Here is a 16,692-nt window from a genome sequence, read left to right as displayed (position 1 = left end):
ACAGGATCAAGTCCGGTCAAGCTCTTTTCCTTGGCAGGCTCATGGGGCCTGACTAAGATTTTGACAAAAGAGGCAAAAATTTGGCAAGATGGATGATTGATCCCATGACATTTTTCAGAGGCGGCCATGTCTGCAAAAGATACGCTCGATGATCAGCTTACGATGGTGGAGGGCGGGAAAGCCCGGTCCGGAAGCGTCAACACCGACGACGCCCTCACTGCCTACAACGACGGCTCGGTAAAAACCGTCATGCTGGAGGACCCGGCCACCCGGTTCAAGATCGTGGGCGAGCTGGGCCACGGCGGCATGGGCGTTGTGTACAAGGCCCGCGACAGCAAGCTGGGCCGCATAGTGGCCCTAAAAAGCCTGCGGCCCGAAAACCTTGAAAACCAGAAGGTCATAGAGCGGTTCTGGCGCGAGGCCAAGGTCATCGCAAGCCTCAACCACTTCAACATCATCCAGATTTACAACGTGTTGGAAGTGGAACAGGGCCTGTGGATCGAGATGGAGTACGTCACAGGCGGAAGCCTCAAGGACAGGATCGAAAAAAACGGCCCGCTTTCCGAGGACGAGACCGTGGAGATGGGGGCCCAGCTTGCCGACGCCCTTCACCAGGCCCACGAAAAGGGCATCTGCCACAGGGACGTGAAACCCGGAAACATCCTTCTCACGGACCGGGGCACACCCAAGCTGGGTGATTTCGGCCTTGCCCAGGACCGGGAGGGGGACAGCGACATGACCCTTCCCGGCACGCTCATGGGCACCATGTTTTTCGCGGCTCCGGAGCAGCTTACAAGCGGCAGGAACGCCGGCCCCAGAAGCGACGTGTACGGCTTGGGGGCCACCCTTTACGCAGCCGTCACCGGCGAGGCCCCGCGCACCATCCGGCTTGAGAAGGTCCCCGAACGCATCCGGCCCGTAATAGGAAAGTGCCTGGAGGAGCACCCGGACAAGCGCTACCCCACGGCGGCTGATCTGGCCGCCGCCCTCATGGGGTGCAGGTCCAAAACCGGGCTACGGGGCCAGGCCAACTGCCCGCGTTGCGGCTACGTGAACTCCGAGGGTGTGAGGTTTTGCTCCAAGTGCGGCCAGGGCCTTTCGGCGCTTCTTGAAAAATGCGGGAAGTGCGGGGCCGAGGTGGGGCCGGACACCATTTTCTGCGGGCGCTGCGGGGGAAACGTGCCCCTCATGCGTCTTGTCAGAAAGGCCCAGGAGGCCATCACCGGAAGCGATTACAAGAGGGCCGAGATAATCTGGATGGAGGTCCTGGAGCTTGACCCGGAAAACGAGCAGGCCCGGCTTGGCCTTGCCAGGGTGGCCCGGAACCGGGAGGAGATTTCAGGGCACCTCAAAAGGGCCGATACGGCGCTTGAAACCGACAATAAGGAAGCCGCCTGGGCCGCTTTCCGGGACGTCCTCACCCTGGACCCCCGATGTCCGGGAATCCGCGAGCGCATGGAAGCCCTGGCCCCGGAGCTCGTGGCCGTGCGCTTAAGAAGGGCCAGGACGGCGCTCTCGCTCAAAAAATACGAAAAGGCCCACGAGCTGGTTTCCGGCGCGCTTGAAATGGAGCCCCAAAACCCCGACGCCGGCATACTTCTGGCCGAGATCGAGAGGTTCCACAGGCCGTCGGCGGCATCCCGCATGAAGGACGCCGGAGCCGTGGTGTCCATGGACCTCACCAGCAGCCCGGCCAACAAGAAGGTTTACATGGTTGTGGCCTTCGGGGTCCTGGCCCTTTTCCTGGGAAGCCTTGTCATTTTCGGCGGCTCGTCAGGAAACGAGTTCGACGTTCTGGCCGAGCAGACGGCGGTGAGCGCCAGAACTGCAGCAAAGGCCGTCAAGAAAAGCGAATCCGGCCCCTTCGTCGCAATCACGGACCTTCTGTCCGCCGGCCTCAAGACCCCCGCCGAGGTGGACGTGCGCATAGTGAACGCGAAAAAGGCCGACCTCATCATCGAGGCGTCGCACCGGAAAGGAAAGCTGGTGTACAGGATAGAGCCGACGGGGCTTATCACCTCCAAGAAAAAATGAGGGCAGGCCGTTCGACGCCGCATTCCAACAACCCCTAACGCTCTCCGGGAGGCTCCGGCGCGGTCCCCGGCCTTTCCTGCCTCCTGATACGGGAAATCATGGGAAACATCCGTCCGATACGTTTCGGAAAATATATGCTTCTGGACCCCATCGCCGTGGGCGGCATGGCCGAGCTTTTCCGGGCCAAGATAATGGGCGACGAGGGCTTTCAGAAACTCGTGGCGGTCAAGAAGATTCTCCCGCACCTGGTGGGGGAAAAGGCCCTGATCGACGCCTTTATAGACGAAGCGCGCCTGGCGGCCTATCTCCAGCACGAAAACATAGTGCGCACCTACGATTTCGGGCGCATGGGCAACGATTTTTTCATCGCCATGGAATACCTTTTCGGCAAAAATCTTCGCATGGCGGCTGACCAGGCGGCCCAGACGGGAAAGACCCTGCCCCTGGACCTCTGCCTTTACATCATTTCCAGGGTGGCCAAGGGCCTGGACTACGCCCACGACCTCAAGGATTTTTCCGGCAAAAGGCTCAACATAGTCCACAGGGACATCAGCCCGCCCAACATCTTCATCACCTACGAGGGAGAGGTGAAGGTGGTGGATTTCGGGGTGGCCAAGGCCGCCAGCCGCAACACCACAACCCTGGCCGGTGTCATAAAGGGCAAGGTGGCCTACATGTCGCCGGAGCAGGCCGACGGCGCGGAGATAGACCACAGGACGGACATCTTCGCGGTGGGAGCGGTGCTCTACGAGCTTCTGACCGGCGCGCGTATGTATTCCGGCGACACCTTCCAGGTTCTGGCCAGGGCCAGGAAGGCCGAGTTTGCACCCGCAAGGCAGCTTGCCCCGCTTCTTCCCGAATCGGTGTGCCAGGTTCTCGACAAGGCCCTGGCGCTCGACCCGGCCAAACGCTACCAGCGATGCTCCGACATGCAGGCCGACATCGAGGACGCCCTCTATGACCTTTCCATGCGGACCAACCAGAGGGCGCTTTCCAAATATATACGGGAGCTTTTCGAGGCGGACATGGCCGAGGAGGAGCAGTCCCTTCAGGAGGCGGCCCTTCTGGACGTCAGCCAGGGCGCGGGGGTTTTCCGCGAGAGCGTGGGGAGCGCGCCCACCGCCTATGACAGGACCGAGGTGTTCGACTCCGTCCCGGAGCCCAGGTTCTTCCCCCCAACGTGCGTACCCGGCCCGGACGCGGCCCTAAGCCCGGAGGTGATGGACGCCCTCGCCTCCCTGGAGCCCCAGGACGCGCCAAGGGCGCACTTCATCCTCCCGGACAGGACCCATTACCTGCTGGTTCCTGGGACCTGCCTGCTTTTCGGCAGGAAGCGCGACATCAACCACATTCCAGCCTTTCTCTTCCCGGAGGCGGGCAACGAGGAAAAGAACGTCAAGGCCAGCCGCAACCATTTCAGCCTTACAGTGAAAAAGCGCGACGCCTTCATAAGGGACACCTCCGCCAACGGCACCTTCCTGTCCGGCAGACGCCTTCCTCGCGGCCAGGACATCAGGCTTGAAGCCGTAAACCCCATAAACGTGGGGGGCATCCTCGATTTCACGGCGAGCCTCTACACGGACGGCAAGCGGATAGTCTGCGTGGGGGTCACCCGCGAAAACAACCGCCAAAACGAGCGATACGTGCTCATTCCATGTTTCGTTCCCATTGGCAGCACGGAAAACGTCCCCATCCGCATCCAGGGCGCTCCCCGGTTTCTGGCCCTCATCTACTTCAACCCCCTTGAATCCCTCTGGCGGCTTCGAACCATCTCCGGATTTTCCGGCCCGCCCAGGGACGTGGCCCTCAAAAGCTCCCAGGTGATCGCCTTCGGGCCGGTGTCCTGCCGCTTCGAGGCTATGTAGAGAGCCCGTCTAAAAACGCGAACTGCTGTGTCAAGCGTCAAAGCCAATTTCGGTCACGTACGAACATCCTGATTCAGCCCAAGAACTCTGCGATTTCTTGGGCGGGTACGCTCCCTCATTGGCTTTTAGCTTTCCTTGCATTTCATCGTTTTTATCCAGGCTCATATCCTTTGCGTTACGTTCGGGCTCACTCCTGCCATTTTCAGAGGCTTCTGTTGGAAGTCGGGGTCACCTTATTATCTCCTCCTCTTCGGTGACACCTTGTCAGCCGCTTTTGCCATCGCTGTCAAAAATCCTTGCAAAGAAGTGACGGTTGTGTCAACAAAATGGGGTCTTGTACCGGACACCCCGGGGCGTAGCGCCCTTTATATGAATTGCCGTCAAGGAGATCGAAAAAATGGCCCAGCAGTTGAACGACAGAAGAGACGTACAGTTCGTGCTCCACGAGCAGTTGAAGGTGGCGGATCTTTGCAAGAGCGCGGTTTACGACGGCTTAAACGCCAAGACCTTCGACCTTCTCATGAACGAGGCCAGAAACCTCGCGGTGAAGGAACTGGTTCCGGCCAACAAGGAAGCCGAGGAAATCGGCGCCACCTTCGACAACGGCAAGGTAAAGGTCCCGCCCTCCTTTCACAAGGCTTACAAGGCCTTCTGCGAGGGCGAATGGCTCACCGTGGCGGACGACCAGGAAGTCGGCGGCCAGGGAATGCCCTTCACCCTGGGAAGTGCCGCCCTGGAGCTTTTCGCGGGCGCGAACCTCGCCTTTTCAATCTACGCCATGCTGGGCCACGGCGCGGGCAAGCTCTACGAGGTTTACGGCACGGAAGAGCAGCGCAAGCTCTACCTCCCCAAGGTCTACTCCGGCAAGTGGGGCGGCACCATGTGCCTCACCGAGCCCTCGGCAGGAAGCGACGTGGGCGCGCTCACCACCGTGGCCAAGCCAAACCCGGACGGCACCTGGTCCATTTCCGGCACCAAGATTTTCATAAGCGCCGGCGAGCAGGACATGGTTGAAAACATCATCCACCCGGTCCTGGCCCGCATAGAGGGCGACCCGGCGGGAACCGCAGGCATCTCCATTTTCATCGTGCCCAAAATCTGGGTCAACCCGGACGGCTCCCTGGCCGAAGACAACGACGTGGTGTGCGACCGAATCGAGGAAAAAATGGGCATCCACGGCTCCGCCACCTGCGTTCTCACCTTCGGCGGCAAGGGCAAATGCCGTGGCGTGCTTCTGGGCGAGCGCTGCAAGGGCATGAAAATCATGTTTCACATGATGAACGAGGAGCGCCTGAACGTGGGCGTCCAGGGCCTGGGCGTCGCCTCCGCCGCTTATCTCCACGCCTTGAACTATTCACGGGAGCGCCTCCAGGGCAAGAACATCCTGGCCAAGGACCCGGCTCAGGTGGCCATCGTGGAGCACCCGGACGTCAGGCGGATGCTTTTATCCATGAAAGCCTACGTGGACGGCTTAAGAAGCCTCAACTACTACGTGGCCTGGTGCATGGACAAGGCCCGCATCGCAACCGAGCCTGAAGACAAGGCCCGCTGGCAGGCCCAGATTGACCTTCTCACCCCCATCTGCAAGGGCTACACCACGGAAATGGGCGTGCGCGTGTGCAACGACGCCATCCAGACCTTCGGCGGCTACGGCTACACCAAGGAATACCCGGTGGAGCAGCTTGCCCGCGACATCAAGATCACCACCATCTACGAGGGCACCACCGGCATCCAGGCCATGGATCTTCTGGCCCGCAAGATTCCCATGCAGGGCGGCAAGGTTTTCATAGAGTTCTTGAACCAGATAGGCGCGACAATCGCAGAAGCCAAGAAGATCGAAGGCCTTGCGGCAATGGCCGCACGGGTTGAGGCAACGAGCGACAAGCTGGCAAAGACCGCCCAGGAGCTTGCCGGGGCGGTGCGCTCCCCCAAGGCCCTGGCCGCCTTCGCCCACGCCTGCCCCTTCCTGGAAGCCATGGGCGATCTTTTCCTTGGATGGATGCACCTGTGGCGGGCGGTGGTCGCGGCCCCGGCCCTGGCCAAACTTGCGGCAGGCAAAGAAGTTGCCGCCGTGGTTGCGGGGAACAAGGAAGCCGCCTATTACGACGGCCTCGTGAAGACGGCGGCCTTTTTCATCAACACGGTCCTTCCGGTCACCGGCGGCAAGATGGATTCCATCATGGTCATGGAAGACGCGGCGGTGAGCATAGCCGACGTTTCCCTGGGATAGGCCCCTCAAAAGGCGGTCCTGATTGATTCACCTGATCGGGCGGGGTATCGCGCTTTTTTGCGGCGCGCCCCGCCCGCTTGGTTTTAAGGGTGGACATGATTCCGGCGATGGCTTAAAAAGCGTTTCATGTTGAAAAAAATATGGGGCGCATTACTTTATAAAGATATGAACTTTTTGCCGCATATGGATATAGTGGCGAAAGGAAAGGTGAAGAGCACCAAAGCCCGTCACCCCGGCGTAGGACGGGGTCCAGAAAAAGGCGCACAAGGCAAAAAACTGGATTCCGGCCTTCGCCGGAATGACGGACTGCAGGGCTTTTCTGGTTTAATGTGGCCAGTATTGCAATGCTGAGAATAGTATTGAGGCACATTAATTTATAAGGCCATTTGGAATATTCAAAAATCTCCCATAGCCGGAGAAAGCCGTAATGAGCGAAAAACTTTGGGGCGGAAGGTTCGGAGAGGGCACGGACGAGCTGGTGGAGGCCTTCACCTCCTCCATCGCGGTGGACAAGAGGCTCTACGCCCATGACATTGCGGGCAGCGTGGCCCACGTGAAGACCCTGGCCTTGGCAGGGGTGATAGCCGAGGAAGAGGCTGAAACCCTGATAAGCGGGCTTCACGCGGTGAAGGCCGAAATCGAGGCCGGAAACTTCGCGTTCTCGGACTCCCTGGAAGACATCCACATGCACATCGAAAGCCGCCTCACCGAGATCATCGGCGAGACGGCCAAGAAGGTGCACACGGGCCGGAGCCGGAACGATCAGGTGGCGCTGGATTTAAGGCTCTACCTTCGGGATGAAATCCGGGCCGTGATGGGGCTTCTGCGTGAGCTGCGCCTCGCCCTGGTGAATCTGGCGAAGGAGAACCAGGATTCGGTCATGCCGGGCTACACCCACATGCAGCGGGCCCAGCCGGTTCTTCTGGCCCATCACCTTCTTGCCTATTTCGAGATGTTTTCAAGGGATTCCGAACGCTTTTCCCAGTGTTTCGACCGCGTCAACGTGATGCCCCTGGGAAGCGGGGCGCTGGCCGGAACCACCTTTCCCATAGACCGCGAGTTCACGGCCAAAATACTTGGTTTCGCCCGGGTGTCCGGAAACAGCATGGACGCAGTCTCGGACCGGGATTTCGCCCTGGATTTCCTCTCGGCGGCATCCATAAGCATGATGCATCTTTCGCGGTTTTCGGAAGAACTGGTCCTGTGGTCAAGCTCGGAGTTCGCCTTTGTGCGCATATCCGACGCCTTCACCACCGGAAGTTCCCTCATGCCCCAGAAGAAGAACCCGGACGTGGCGGAGCTGGTGAGGGGAAAGACGGGCCGGGTCTTCGGAAGCCTCACCACGCTCCTTACGCTCATGAAGGGCCTGCCGCTGGCCTACAACCGGGACATGCAGGAGGACAAGCCGCCCGTTTTCGACGCCGCCGATACCCTTAAAAGCTCCCTTGCGGTTTTCGCCCGCATGATCGCGGCCCTTGCGTTCAACACGCAAAAGATGGAGGATGCGGCGGGCAGGGGGTATCTGAACGCCACGGACCTTGCGGATTATCTGGTTCAAAAGGGCGTGCCCTTCCGGGAGGCCCACCACGTTGCGGGCCGGGCCGTGGCCCTTGGGGTTTCCACCGGGCGCGAGCTTACGGAGATTTCCCTTCCCGAACTGAAGGGCTTCTCGAACCGCGTGGAAGCGGACATCTACAGCTTTCTTGACACAAGGGCCGTGGTGGAGCGCCGCAAATGCCTGGGGGCCACGTCCTCCGAACGGGTGGCCGAGGCCCTTGATAAAGCAATCAAGGAAGTCTTGCGCGAAAACAAGGAGAGTTGAACCCAGGAAGTTGCACCTATATTTGATATTTGCAAACCCCTTGATATTAGGGAGCCAAGCCTGGATAAAAACGATGAAATGCGAAGGTTGGCCATTGCGGGCGGGGAGGAGTAGTACCGAGGTACATGACGACCCGGCCGCAACGGCCTGACACAGCAGTTCGCGTTTTTAGACGGGCGGATAGGAAAAGAAAATGCATCACTTTAATTATCGGAACAACCGCCTCTATTGTGAGGATGTCCCTCTCGACGCATTGGCCAAGACTGTGGGAACCCCCTGCTACGTGTACAGCAAGGCCACTCTCACCCGCCACTACAGGGCCTTTGAATCGGCCTTCGCCGGAGTTCCGCACATGGTGTGCTTTTCCGCCAAGGCCAATACTTCGAAAGCCATCCTGAATCTGCTGGGAAGCCTGGGGTCGGGCCTTGACATAGTCTCCGGCGGCGAGCTTTTCCGGGGTCTGTCGGCGGGAATCCCGGCATCCAAAATCGTCTATTCCGGCGTGGGAAAGACCGTGGGCGAGATGGACATGGCCCTTTGCACCGGAATCCTCATGTTCAACGTGGAGTCCTTCGACGAGCTTCACCTGTTGAACGAGCGGGCCATGATCCTTGGTAAGCGCGCTCCCATAGCCCTTCGGGTCAACCCGGACGTGGACCCCAAAACCCACCCGTACATTTCAACGGGACTCAAGAAAAACAAGTTCGGCGTGAACAAGGAAAAGGCAATAGCCGCCTACCTTGCGGCAAAGGACCTGCCCGGAATAGAGATCGTAGGCATCGACTTTCACATAGGAAGCCAGATAACCGAGGTCTCCCCCTTCGTGGAGGCCGTCGATTCGGTAAGCGCGCTTGTGCGGGAACTGGCCGGACACGGCATAAACATAAGGTACCTGGACGTGGGCGGCGGCCTTGGCATCACCTACGCAGAGGAAACCCCGCCCCTGCCCGACGACTACGCCGAGGCTGTGAAAAACGCCCTGGCCGACCTTCCGGTAACCGTCATCCTGGAGCCGGGCCGGGCCATCGTGGGCAACGCCGGAATCCTTCTCACCCGCGTTCTCTATCTCAAAACCGGCGGAACCAAGGAATTCGTCATCGTGGATTCGGGCATGAACGACCTTCTGCGGCCCTCCATCTACGGGGCCTACCACGCGGTATGGCCGGTGGAGGCCCGCGAGGGCGAAACGGTCACGGCAGACGTGGTCGGCCCCATCTGCGAATCGGGCGATTTCCTGGCCAAGGACCGCGAGATGAAGGACGTGAAAACCGGGGACCTTTTGGCTGTGATGAGCGCCGGGGCCTACGGTTTTTCCATGTCCTCCAACTACAACTCAAGGCCGAAGGCCTGCGAGGTCATGGTTTCCGGCGAGAAGTTCGCGGTGGTCCGCGAGCGGGAGCGTTACGAGGACCTGACAAGAGGGGAAAGCACCTTTCCCGAACAGGATAAATGATATGGAACCATTTTCTTTTTTCAAGATGTGCGGGTCGGGAAACGACTTCATTGTGGCCGACAACCGCGACGGACGGGTGGCCGTGGCGGATATGCCGGAGCTTGCCCGGAAACTCTGCCGCCATAAGCTCTCGGTGGGGGCCGACGGGCTTATTTTTATCGAGAAGTCCGACAAGGCGGAGTTCGCCTGGAACTTCTACAACTCCGACGGAAGCCGGGCCGAGATGTGCGGAAACGGCGCGCGCTGCGCGGCCCGGTTCGCCCATCTCAACGGGATCGTCGAAAATCCGTCCATGAAGTTTGAAACCCTGGCCGGAATAATCGAGGCCGAGGTTTTGGACGGGAGGGTTAAGGTCAGGCTCACCGACCCGACCGACATAAAGTATTTCCATCCGCTCGTCGTGGACGGCGGGGCCTACAACGTGGCCTCCGTGAACACCGGGGTTCCCCACGTGGTGGTCAGGGTGGACGACCTGGAAAAGGCCAGCGTGGCCGATCATGGCCGCATCATCCGCTATCACGCCGATTACGCTCCGGCGGGCACCAACGTCAATTTCGTGGAAATGCTCCGGGGCGACACCATAAAGGTGCGCACCTACGAGCGCGGGGTTGAGGGCGAAACCCTTGCCTGCGGCACGGGAAGCGTTGCCTCGGCCCTCATGGCCCACGCCATTGACGGCAGACCCTCGCCGGTCAAGGTGATGACCAGGAGCGGGTCCGCCCTCACAGTTCATTTCAGGAAGATCAAGGGAGGGTTTACCGATGTTTTCCTGGAAGGCGACGCGAGGATAATCTACAAGGCCACGTGGGAACCGGACGCGCTTGATTGAGTCGCCTGTCTAAAAACGCGAACTGCTGTGTCAGGCTTCAAAGTCAATTCCGCCACGTACCTTTGGTACGCTTGCTCATTGGCTTTTCGCCTTCCTTGCATTTCATCGTTTTTATCCAGGCTTACTTTGGCGCTATTTTGTGTCGAAAAAAACCACCCGACCTACGGGTTCCAAATGCCTATTGCAGGGGCGCTCCATGTGCGGCATAGCCGGGTTTTTCGCCCGGAAAAATTTTGACCGGTTTCGGGATTGTCTTCCCAGGGCCGTGGAATCCCTGGCCCACCGGGGCCCGGACGACTCCGGCCTTTTTTTCGATGAAGCAGCAGGCGTGGGCCTGGGCCAGCGAAGGCTCGCGGTTATAGACTTATCCCCTGCCGGCCATCAGCCCATGCTTACGGAAGACGGCAGGTTCGCCATCGTCTACAACGGCGAAACCTACAACTTCCGCGAGGTCCGGGCCGGGCTTGAAAAGCGCGGGGAATCCTTTTTTTCGGGCTCCGACACCGAGGTCATTTTAAAGGCGTTCCGGTTCTGGGGGCCGGAATGCCTTTCGCGTTTTTCGGGCATGTTCGCCCTTGCCATCTGGGACGCGGAAAACCGAAGGCTCTTTCTGGCGCGTGACCGGATGGGCAAAAAGCCCCTCTATTACGCGTTTTCGGAAAACGGCCTTGTTTTCGGCTCGGAGTTGAAGGCCCTCATGGCCTTTCCGGGGGTCTGCGACGGAATCGACTCCGACGCCCTTGGGCTTTATCTGCATTATCAATATGTTCCGGGGCCGCTTTCCATTTTTTCGGGCGTGAAAAAGCTCCTGCCGGGCCATTTCGCCGTTTACGACGGAGAAACGCTTGAAGTGGAGCAGTGGTACAGGCTCCCCACGCCAGCGCCCGACGCCTCCCTTTCCGCGTCCGACGCCGAGGACGAGCTTGACCGGCTGGCGACGGCGGCGGTCTCCGACCGGCTGGTTTCGGACGTGCCCGTGGGAGCGCTTCTTTCTGGCGGCATCGATTCCTCCCTGGTCACAGCCCTCATGGCGAAAGCCGCAGGCGGAAGGGTGAAGACCTTCTCCATAGGCTTTTCGGAAAAGGGCTTCGACGAGGCCCCCTATGCCAGGGCCGTGGCGGATCACCTGGGAACCGACCACACCTGCCTTTACGTCAGCCCCGAAGACGCGCTTTCGGTGGTTCCGCGCCTTCCCGAAATCTACGACGAGCCCTTCGCGGATTCTTCCGGCATCCCCACCTTCCTGGTTAGCCACCTTGCGAAAAGCTCCGTCACCGTGGCCCTTTCGGGCGACGGCGGCGACGAGCAGTTCGGCGGCTACGTGCGCTACGCCACGGTTGCCGATCTTGCCAGGGTCCTGGCCAGGGTGCCTGCTCCGGTCCGGCTTTCCGCCGCTTTCGCCATGAGGCATTTTCCCGCCTCCTGGGCGAAGGCCGCCTATCTGCCCTGGCGGCCCTACCTGCCCCAGAGGTTTAAGGTGGAGAACTTTCCCGACAAGTGGGACAAGCTCGTAAAGGTCATCGGCCAGAAGGGCCTTTCGGAGCTTTACCGCATGACGGTTGCCGTGTTCACGCCCCCCGAAGTCGCGGCCCTCACCGGAAAACCGCCCATAGCAGGCGTTTACGAGGAGGCATTTTCCGAAACCACCTCCTGGCCAGCGCTTTTGCGCCTTCTGCACGCCGACCGGCGGACCTATCTGCCAGACGCCATGCTCACCAAGGTGGACCGGGCCAGCATGGCGGTGGCCCTGGAAGTCCGGGTGCCCCTTCTGGACCACCGCATCTTCGGGTTTACCGCGAAACTCCCGGAAAAATTCCTGATGAATAATGGTGTCGGGAAAATCCTTGCCCGCCGTGTCCTTGCCCGGTACGTTCCCCAGGAGCTTTTCGAGCGGCCCAAGATGGGCTTCGGCGTGCCGGTTGGGGCCTGGCTCAAAAACGAGTTGAAACCGCTTCTTCTGGATCATCTCTCGGACGAACGCATCAGGCGCGAGGGCCTCTTCGATCCCTCCTTCGTCTCGCGCCTTGTTTCATCCCACCTCGATGGCTCCGAAAACCACGCACACCGCCTCTGGGCGCTTCTGATGTGGGAGATGTGGCGGGACCGGTGGTTAAAATCGTGACCGCGCCCCTCGTCATCTCGCTCTTTCAGGCCCGGCCCCTGCTGGACGCCCGTAAAAAGGGGCTGGATTCCACGGTGTCCTCGCCGGACCTTGGCGTCTCAAGGGTTAGAGTGGAACTCTACACCGAAGGCGTCGTTTTTCCGGGCCACGAGCCCCTGTCGTGGGACGGGCTCGAAGCCGTGGCAAGGGCCGAAACCTCCTGCTTCATGCGGGGCGATGACGGAGCCCTCGTCAAAATCCAGGCGTTTTCCGAAAAAACCGACAGGCCCGTGAGCCTCTATCCCACTGTGGGCGCTCCCACGGTGCTTGTGGCGGGCCGCTCCATGCACCGCATAAAGGGAACAGACCCCTGGGCCGACACGGTACAGAAGATAAAGGCTGTGGGCGCAGGAACGGGCAGGGTGCTGGACACCTGCACGGGCCTTGGCTATACCGCCATTCTCGCGGCCCGCACGGCGGCCTCGGTGGAGACCGTGGAGTTTGACCCGAAGGTAAGCGACATCGCCCGTTTCAACCCCTGGTCGCGGGAGCTTTTCGACAACCCCAAGATCACCCGGCATTTCGGCGACAGCTTTGATGTGATCGACGGATTTCCAGACGGAGCCTTTTCCCGGATAATCCACGATCCGCCCGAATTCGCCCTTGCCGGGCATCTCTATTCCCTGGAATTCCATCGCAAGCTGTTCCGGGCGCTGGCCAAGGGCGGCAGGCTCTTCCATTACATCGGAAACCCGGAAAGCACGTCCGGAAAGCGCAACACGGCGGGAGTCATCAAAAGGCTCAAAGAGGCCGGGTTCATAAATGTGGTTGAAGCAAAGGCCGCCTTCGGCGTTTCGGCCCGAAAAGGCGGCTAAAAACGCGAACTGCGGTGTCACACTTCAAAGCCAATTCCGCCACGTACCTTTAGTACGCCTGCTCATTGGCTTTTTGCGCTCCGTGTTCATCGTTTTTATCCGGCCTTTTCGATGGACGGGGATTTTTTGGTTTTGAGGAAAAAATGAGCGAGGAAAGAGTTCAGGAAAATGCCGGGCGGATGCCGGGACGCGGCGAGGAGATCGCCAACAGCCTCACCCACGGCGTGGGGGCGGGGCTCGCCGTGGCGGCCCTGGTGCTCCTGGTGGTGTTCTCGGTGCGTTACGGCGATGTGTGGAGGGTGGTGAGCCTTTCCATTTTCGGGGCCACCCTGGTTTTGCTCTACACCGCCTCCACCCTCTACCACGCCTTCACCAACCAGAGGGTGAAGAGGATTTTCCAGGTGCTGGACCACTCGTGCATCTATCTTCTGATCGCCGGAAGCTACACCCCCCTTACACTGGTGCACCTGCGCGGCCCCTGGGGCTGGAGCCTTTTCGGCGCGGTGTGGGGCCTGGCCCTTTTCGGCATCTGGTTCAAGGCCTTTTTCACCGGGCGCTTCCAGGCGGTTTCCGTGGCCCTCTATCTTCTCATGGGCTGGCTTCTGGTGATCGCCATAAAACCGGCGCTGGCCATTGTTCCGCCGGGCCTCCTTTTCTGGATAGTGCTTGGGGGCCTTTCCTACACCCTTGGGGTGATCTTCTTCGTTCTGGACAGAAAACCCTATTTCCACGCCATCTGGCATCTTTTCGTGCTTGCCGGAAGCACCCTCCACTTTTTCGGGATGCTTTTTTACCTGCCGGTGAAGTGATGCCGCGATAGTCCGGATGGTGAAACAGGCGATTTACCGGGATGCGGATATTTTTAACATAGGAGGCGGGCCATGCAAGACATCCTCATAAAATGGATAATTCTCACCCTGGCCATTCTGGCGGCGTCCTACGCGGTGAAGGGGATATACGTGCGCAGCATCGGCGCGGCCATTTTCGCAGCCGCCGCCCTTGGGGTTTTGAACACCGTGGTGCGCCCGGTCCTGTTCATCTTAACCATCCCCATAACCATTCTGACCCTGGGGCTCTTTCTGCTTATCCTGAACGCAGTGATGCTGAAGATCGCCGCCGGCCTCATCCGGGGCTTCCGCATAAACGGCTTCCTCCCCGCAGTCTGGGCCTCCGTCATAATCTCGCTGGTCAACTGGGCGCTGTACAAGCTGGTGTGAGGCGGACAAGACATTTGCGATTATACCACCCGGTCGCATAACCCAAATTGCGATGCGCCTAATTGGCCCCGCATCTATTACTCAGCCGGGTTTTCTACCCTTCCCATGAAAAGCACCGTTCCGCTGGCCGAATCCATTATGAGATAGGCAAAGGGGTGATCAGCGATGAACTGTATGGGCTTGGGTGGTTCCTCCAGAGCTGCCGCAACCATCGGTCCGTCGTAGGTTACGGCAGCCGCAACCGTGCCTTTTTCATCCACCGTGATCTTTGCCTTCTGCCCTATGGCTGAGACGTAAAGCCCCTTCTGGCCGGTTATCCCTGAAAAATCGGCGGAAATGTCGCTGAAGGCGTCCATTATTCCAAGGGCCTGGCAGGTTTTCGACAGGTTCAGGCTCGATGTGCAGTCGAACTTCGGAAAGGCGAGCTCCACCTCTACACGGTCCATGCGTTTGAGCCGATGGTCCAAGTCCTCTGGATCAAGCTTTGCCCAATCGGATTTTTTGGCGTCCTTTTTCCGGGGCAGCACCACTATCATGTTGAGCCCCTGGGAGTATGGCAGTTCAAGAATCTGGAAGGACTCGTTTTCGGAATAACCGTAATAAGAGTGGGCGTGCATCATTTTTGCCATCACACGCCCGCCGCCGGACGGAAAAAAGGGCTCCTTTTCGGTCAGTTCGGTTTCAAAGGGGTCGGCCCATTCGCCCTTGAAAAACAGGGTGTCCAGAATGAACATGCGGGCCTCGGCGGTGATAAGATTTGGGGGTATGGCGTTTTTGATGAGGCCCCTGGTTTTTTTGGATATCCAGTCGTCCATTTCGGAAAGGGCGTCCCCTGAGGCGAAGTCCACGGGCTTAATCTCAGCCCCGAACACGGTTTCGGCTTTTTCCATGTAAGCGCCCGAAAACGGATAGCCTTCCTGGATAAAAAGAGCGTCCGCCCCTTCAATGGAAAGTTTTTTCGACTTTCCAATGGAGTTCATGCGGCCCGTAAATTTTTTCCAGTGATCCAGAAAGACCGGCGAGTCCGGGGAAAAGCGCATGACCCGCGCGATTTCCTCCCTGGTGCCGCCTTTGGCCCCAAGGCAGGCGAGGGCCAGGGCCTTTCTGAGGCTTGAAGGCGAAAAGATGAAGTTGCCGGTCTCGGTTTTTTGGAGCTCACGGAAAAAGTCCATTGCGCAGAATATTGAATCGGGATCGGGCGGAAATTCAGCCACCAATGGCGCGGCTTCCCTTAAACCAGAGGCCGGTGCTGCGGCGGCCGGTTTGGATCCGTCATCACCGCCCGTCATCACCCCGCGAACGAAATATGTCCCCGCAGCAATTGCCGCAACCAAGACAATGGTTGCAGATAATGCGATTAATGCCCATTTTTTCATCCGATTGGCTCTCCTTGGTTTTGAGATGCCACGATATATCATGGCTTAAGATTGGAAGGAAAGGCTTTTCAGGCAGGCTGTCAGGGTTTCCGGCCCAGGCCTTTAAAAAAGGTGTAGCAGAAAACGCCGCCCGGTTCGGCGGTCCTGTAAAGGTCGCGGATGCCCTGGTCGAACCTTTCCGGCTCCATGAGCCCGGCGGAAAGTGCGGGGCCGCGAACGCCCTCTATCATGGCGGTGAAGGTCTTTTTTGTGAAGCCCTCGATAAGGTGGGGGCGGGAGTCGTCCACGTAAACCATGCGGGGCGACACGCGAACTCCTGCAAATCCGGCGTCCTTCATTATGGGGTACACTTGGCGGCCTATGTCGGCGTTTCCGCCCGCCCTTGCCTGAAGCAATACCTGGCAGTTTATGGCGGCCCGCGCCGCCGCGCTTTCCGGGTGAAAATAGGCCGAGCCGTGGTCGCCCTCGATCACCGTTATGGTGCCGCCCGGCTTCAAAAGCCCCTTTAGGATGCCAAGGGCCTTCACCGGTTCGGGCAGGTGCTCCAGCACAAAGCAGACGAAGACGTGGTCGAAGGATTCCGGCGCAAAGGGGAGCTTAAAGATGTCGGCCTGTTGGAAGGAGACGTTGGAGAACCCTGCTTCCTTGGTTCTTCTTTCGGCTTCGGCCACGGAATCGGGGGAGATATCGATGGAGACGAATCCTGCGCCGGGGCTCATTTTCGCAAGGGTCACCGTCTGCGCGCCCACGCCGCAGCCTGCTTCCAGGACGAGGCTTCCGTCAGGATAGATCGTGTCGTGGTGCAGAAGATCGGCCAGGGTTCCGGCCTGATCGCTCAATCTCTCGTTTTCACGCGGGTCATAGCCGTGGACGTATGAATCGTGCATGGT

The 16,692-nt window shown here is 59.4% G+C and carries 13 protein-coding genes; 11 read left to right on the top strand and 2 right to left on the bottom strand.

The window, feature by feature from the left end; all coding sequences use genetic code 11:
• Window positions 1–126 precede the first annotated feature (126 nt).
• The 11 genes from HZB23_05690 to HZB23_05640 all read left to right on the top strand — a co-directional run bounded on the left by HZB23_05690 (window position 127) and on the right by HZB23_05640 (window position 14,426).
• Entirely contained in the window at window positions 127–2,034 is a 1,908-nt protein-coding gene (locus tag HZB23_05690; GenBank protein MBI5844145.1) for a protein kinase, read from the top strand.
• Between the two features lie 98 nt (window positions 2,035–2,132).
• Complete coding sequence (locus HZB23_05685) at window positions 2,133–3,899, top strand: protein kinase (protein ID MBI5844144.1); 1,767 nt, start codon at window positions 2,133–2,135, stop codon at window positions 3,897–3,899.
• 397 nt (window positions 3,900–4,296) lie between these two features.
• The gene (locus HZB23_05680) at window positions 4,297–6,129 is read left to right on the top strand and encodes an acyl-CoA dehydrogenase (GenBank protein ID MBI5844143.1); all 1,833 of its coding nucleotides are present in this window, start codon (window positions 4,297–4,299) and stop codon (window positions 6,127–6,129) included.
• A gap of 126 nt (window positions 6,130–6,255) precedes the next feature.
• Window positions 6,256–6,480, top strand: a complete 225-nt coding sequence (locus HZB23_05675; GenBank protein MBI5844142.1) for a hypothetical protein — start codon at window positions 6,256–6,258, stop codon at window positions 6,478–6,480.
• Window positions 6,481–6,556: 76 nt separating this feature from the next.
• Entirely contained in the window at window positions 6,557–7,951 is a 1,395-nt protein-coding gene (gene argH / locus HZB23_05670; protein ID MBI5844141.1) for an argininosuccinate lyase, read from the top strand.
• A 193-nt stretch (window positions 7,952–8,144) separates the two neighbouring features.
• Window positions 8,145–9,404, top strand: coding sequence for a diaminopimelate decarboxylase (gene lysA, locus HZB23_05665; GenBank protein ID MBI5844140.1), 1,260 nt, complete (start codon window positions 8,145–8,147; stop codon window positions 9,402–9,404).
• A gap of 1 nt (window position 9,405) precedes the next feature.
• Window positions 9,406–10,233 carry a diaminopimelate epimerase gene (locus HZB23_05660; protein MBI5844139.1) on the top strand — a complete coding sequence of 276 codons (828 nt, stop codon included), beginning with the start codon at window positions 9,406–9,408 and terminating at the stop codon, window positions 10,231–10,233.
• 196 nt (window positions 10,234–10,429) lie between these two features.
• Complete coding sequence (gene asnB / locus HZB23_05655) at window positions 10,430–12,355, top strand: asparagine synthase (glutamine-hydrolyzing) (protein MBI5844138.1); 1,926 nt, start codon at window positions 10,430–10,432, stop codon at window positions 12,353–12,355.
• Window positions 12,349–13,209: a spermine synthase gene (locus tag HZB23_05650; GenBank protein ID MBI5844137.1), complete on the top strand. Its 861-nt coding sequence runs from the start codon at window positions 12,349–12,351 to the stop codon at window positions 13,207–13,209. Before asnB ends, HZB23_05650 begins: the two co-directional genes overlap by 7 nt.
• A gap of 179 nt (window positions 13,210–13,388) precedes the next feature.
• The gene (locus HZB23_05645) at window positions 13,389–14,018 is read left to right on the top strand and encodes a hemolysin III family protein (protein MBI5844136.1); all 630 of its coding nucleotides are present in this window, start codon (window positions 13,389–13,391) and stop codon (window positions 14,016–14,018) included.
• A gap of 72 nt (window positions 14,019–14,090) precedes the next feature.
• Complete coding sequence (locus tag HZB23_05640) at window positions 14,091–14,426, top strand: phage holin family protein (protein MBI5844135.1); 336 nt, start codon at window positions 14,091–14,093, stop codon at window positions 14,424–14,426.
• A 77-nt stretch (window positions 14,427–14,503) separates the two neighbouring features.
• On the opposite strand, the gene HZB23_05635 is transcribed toward HZB23_05640, so the two are convergent.
• Entirely contained in the window at window positions 14,504–15,640 is a 1,137-nt protein-coding gene (locus HZB23_05635) for a serpin family protein (GenBank protein ID MBI5844134.1), read from the bottom strand.
• Between the two features lie 242 nt (window positions 15,641–15,882).
• On the bottom strand, window positions 15,883–16,689 hold the full coding sequence (locus tag HZB23_05630) for a methyltransferase domain-containing protein (protein ID MBI5844133.1): 807 nt from the start codon (window positions 16,687–16,689) through the stop codon (window positions 15,883–15,885).
• Between the last annotated feature and the right edge of the window lie 3 nt (window positions 16,690–16,692).

This window comes from Deltaproteobacteria bacterium (genome assembly GCA_016235345.1).
In the GTDB taxonomy this organism is placed as follows: domain Bacteria; phylum Desulfobacterota; class Desulfobacteria; order Desulfobacterales; family Desulfatibacillaceae; genus JACRLG01.
Note: the sequence above shows the minus strand (reverse complement) of the source record. Positions and strands in the feature narration are given on the sequence as shown.

Bases quoted from the DNA above. Each gene is read 5' to 3' on its own strand.
- HZB23_05660 (MBI5844139.1), top strand. From the start codon at position 9,406: ATGGAACCATTTTCTTTTTTCAAGATGTGCGGGTCGGGAAACGACTTC.
- HZB23_05685 (MBI5844144.1), top strand. From the start codon at position 2,133: ATGGGAAACATCCGTCCGATACGTTTCGGAAAATATATGCTTCTGGAC.
- asnB (MBI5844138.1), top strand. From the start codon at position 10,430: ATGTGCGGCATAGCCGGGTTTTTCGCCCGGAAAAATTTTGACCGGTTT.
- HZB23_05640 (MBI5844135.1), top strand. From the start codon at position 14,091: ATGCAAGACATCCTCATAAAATGGATAATTCTCACCCTGGCCATTCTG.
- HZB23_05675 (MBI5844142.1), top strand. From the start codon at position 6,256: ATGTTGAAAAAAATATGGGGCGCATTACTTTATAAAGATATGAACTTT.
- HZB23_05680 (MBI5844143.1), top strand. From the start codon at position 4,297: ATGGCCCAGCAGTTGAACGACAGAAGAGACGTACAGTTCGTGCTCCAC.
- HZB23_05645 (MBI5844136.1), top strand. From the start codon at position 13,389: ATGCCGGGACGCGGCGAGGAGATCGCCAACAGCCTCACCCACGGCGTG.
- HZB23_05630 (MBI5844133.1), bottom strand. From the start codon at position 16,689: ATGCACGATTCATACGTCCACGGCTATGACCCGCGTGAAAACGAGAGA.
- HZB23_05690 (MBI5844145.1), top strand. From the start codon at position 127: ATGTCTGCAAAAGATACGCTCGATGATCAGCTTACGATGGTGGAGGGC.
- argH (MBI5844141.1), top strand. From the start codon at position 6,557: ATGAGCGAAAAACTTTGGGGCGGAAGGTTCGGAGAGGGCACGGACGAG.
- lysA (MBI5844140.1), top strand. From the start codon at position 8,145: ATGCATCACTTTAATTATCGGAACAACCGCCTCTATTGTGAGGATGTC.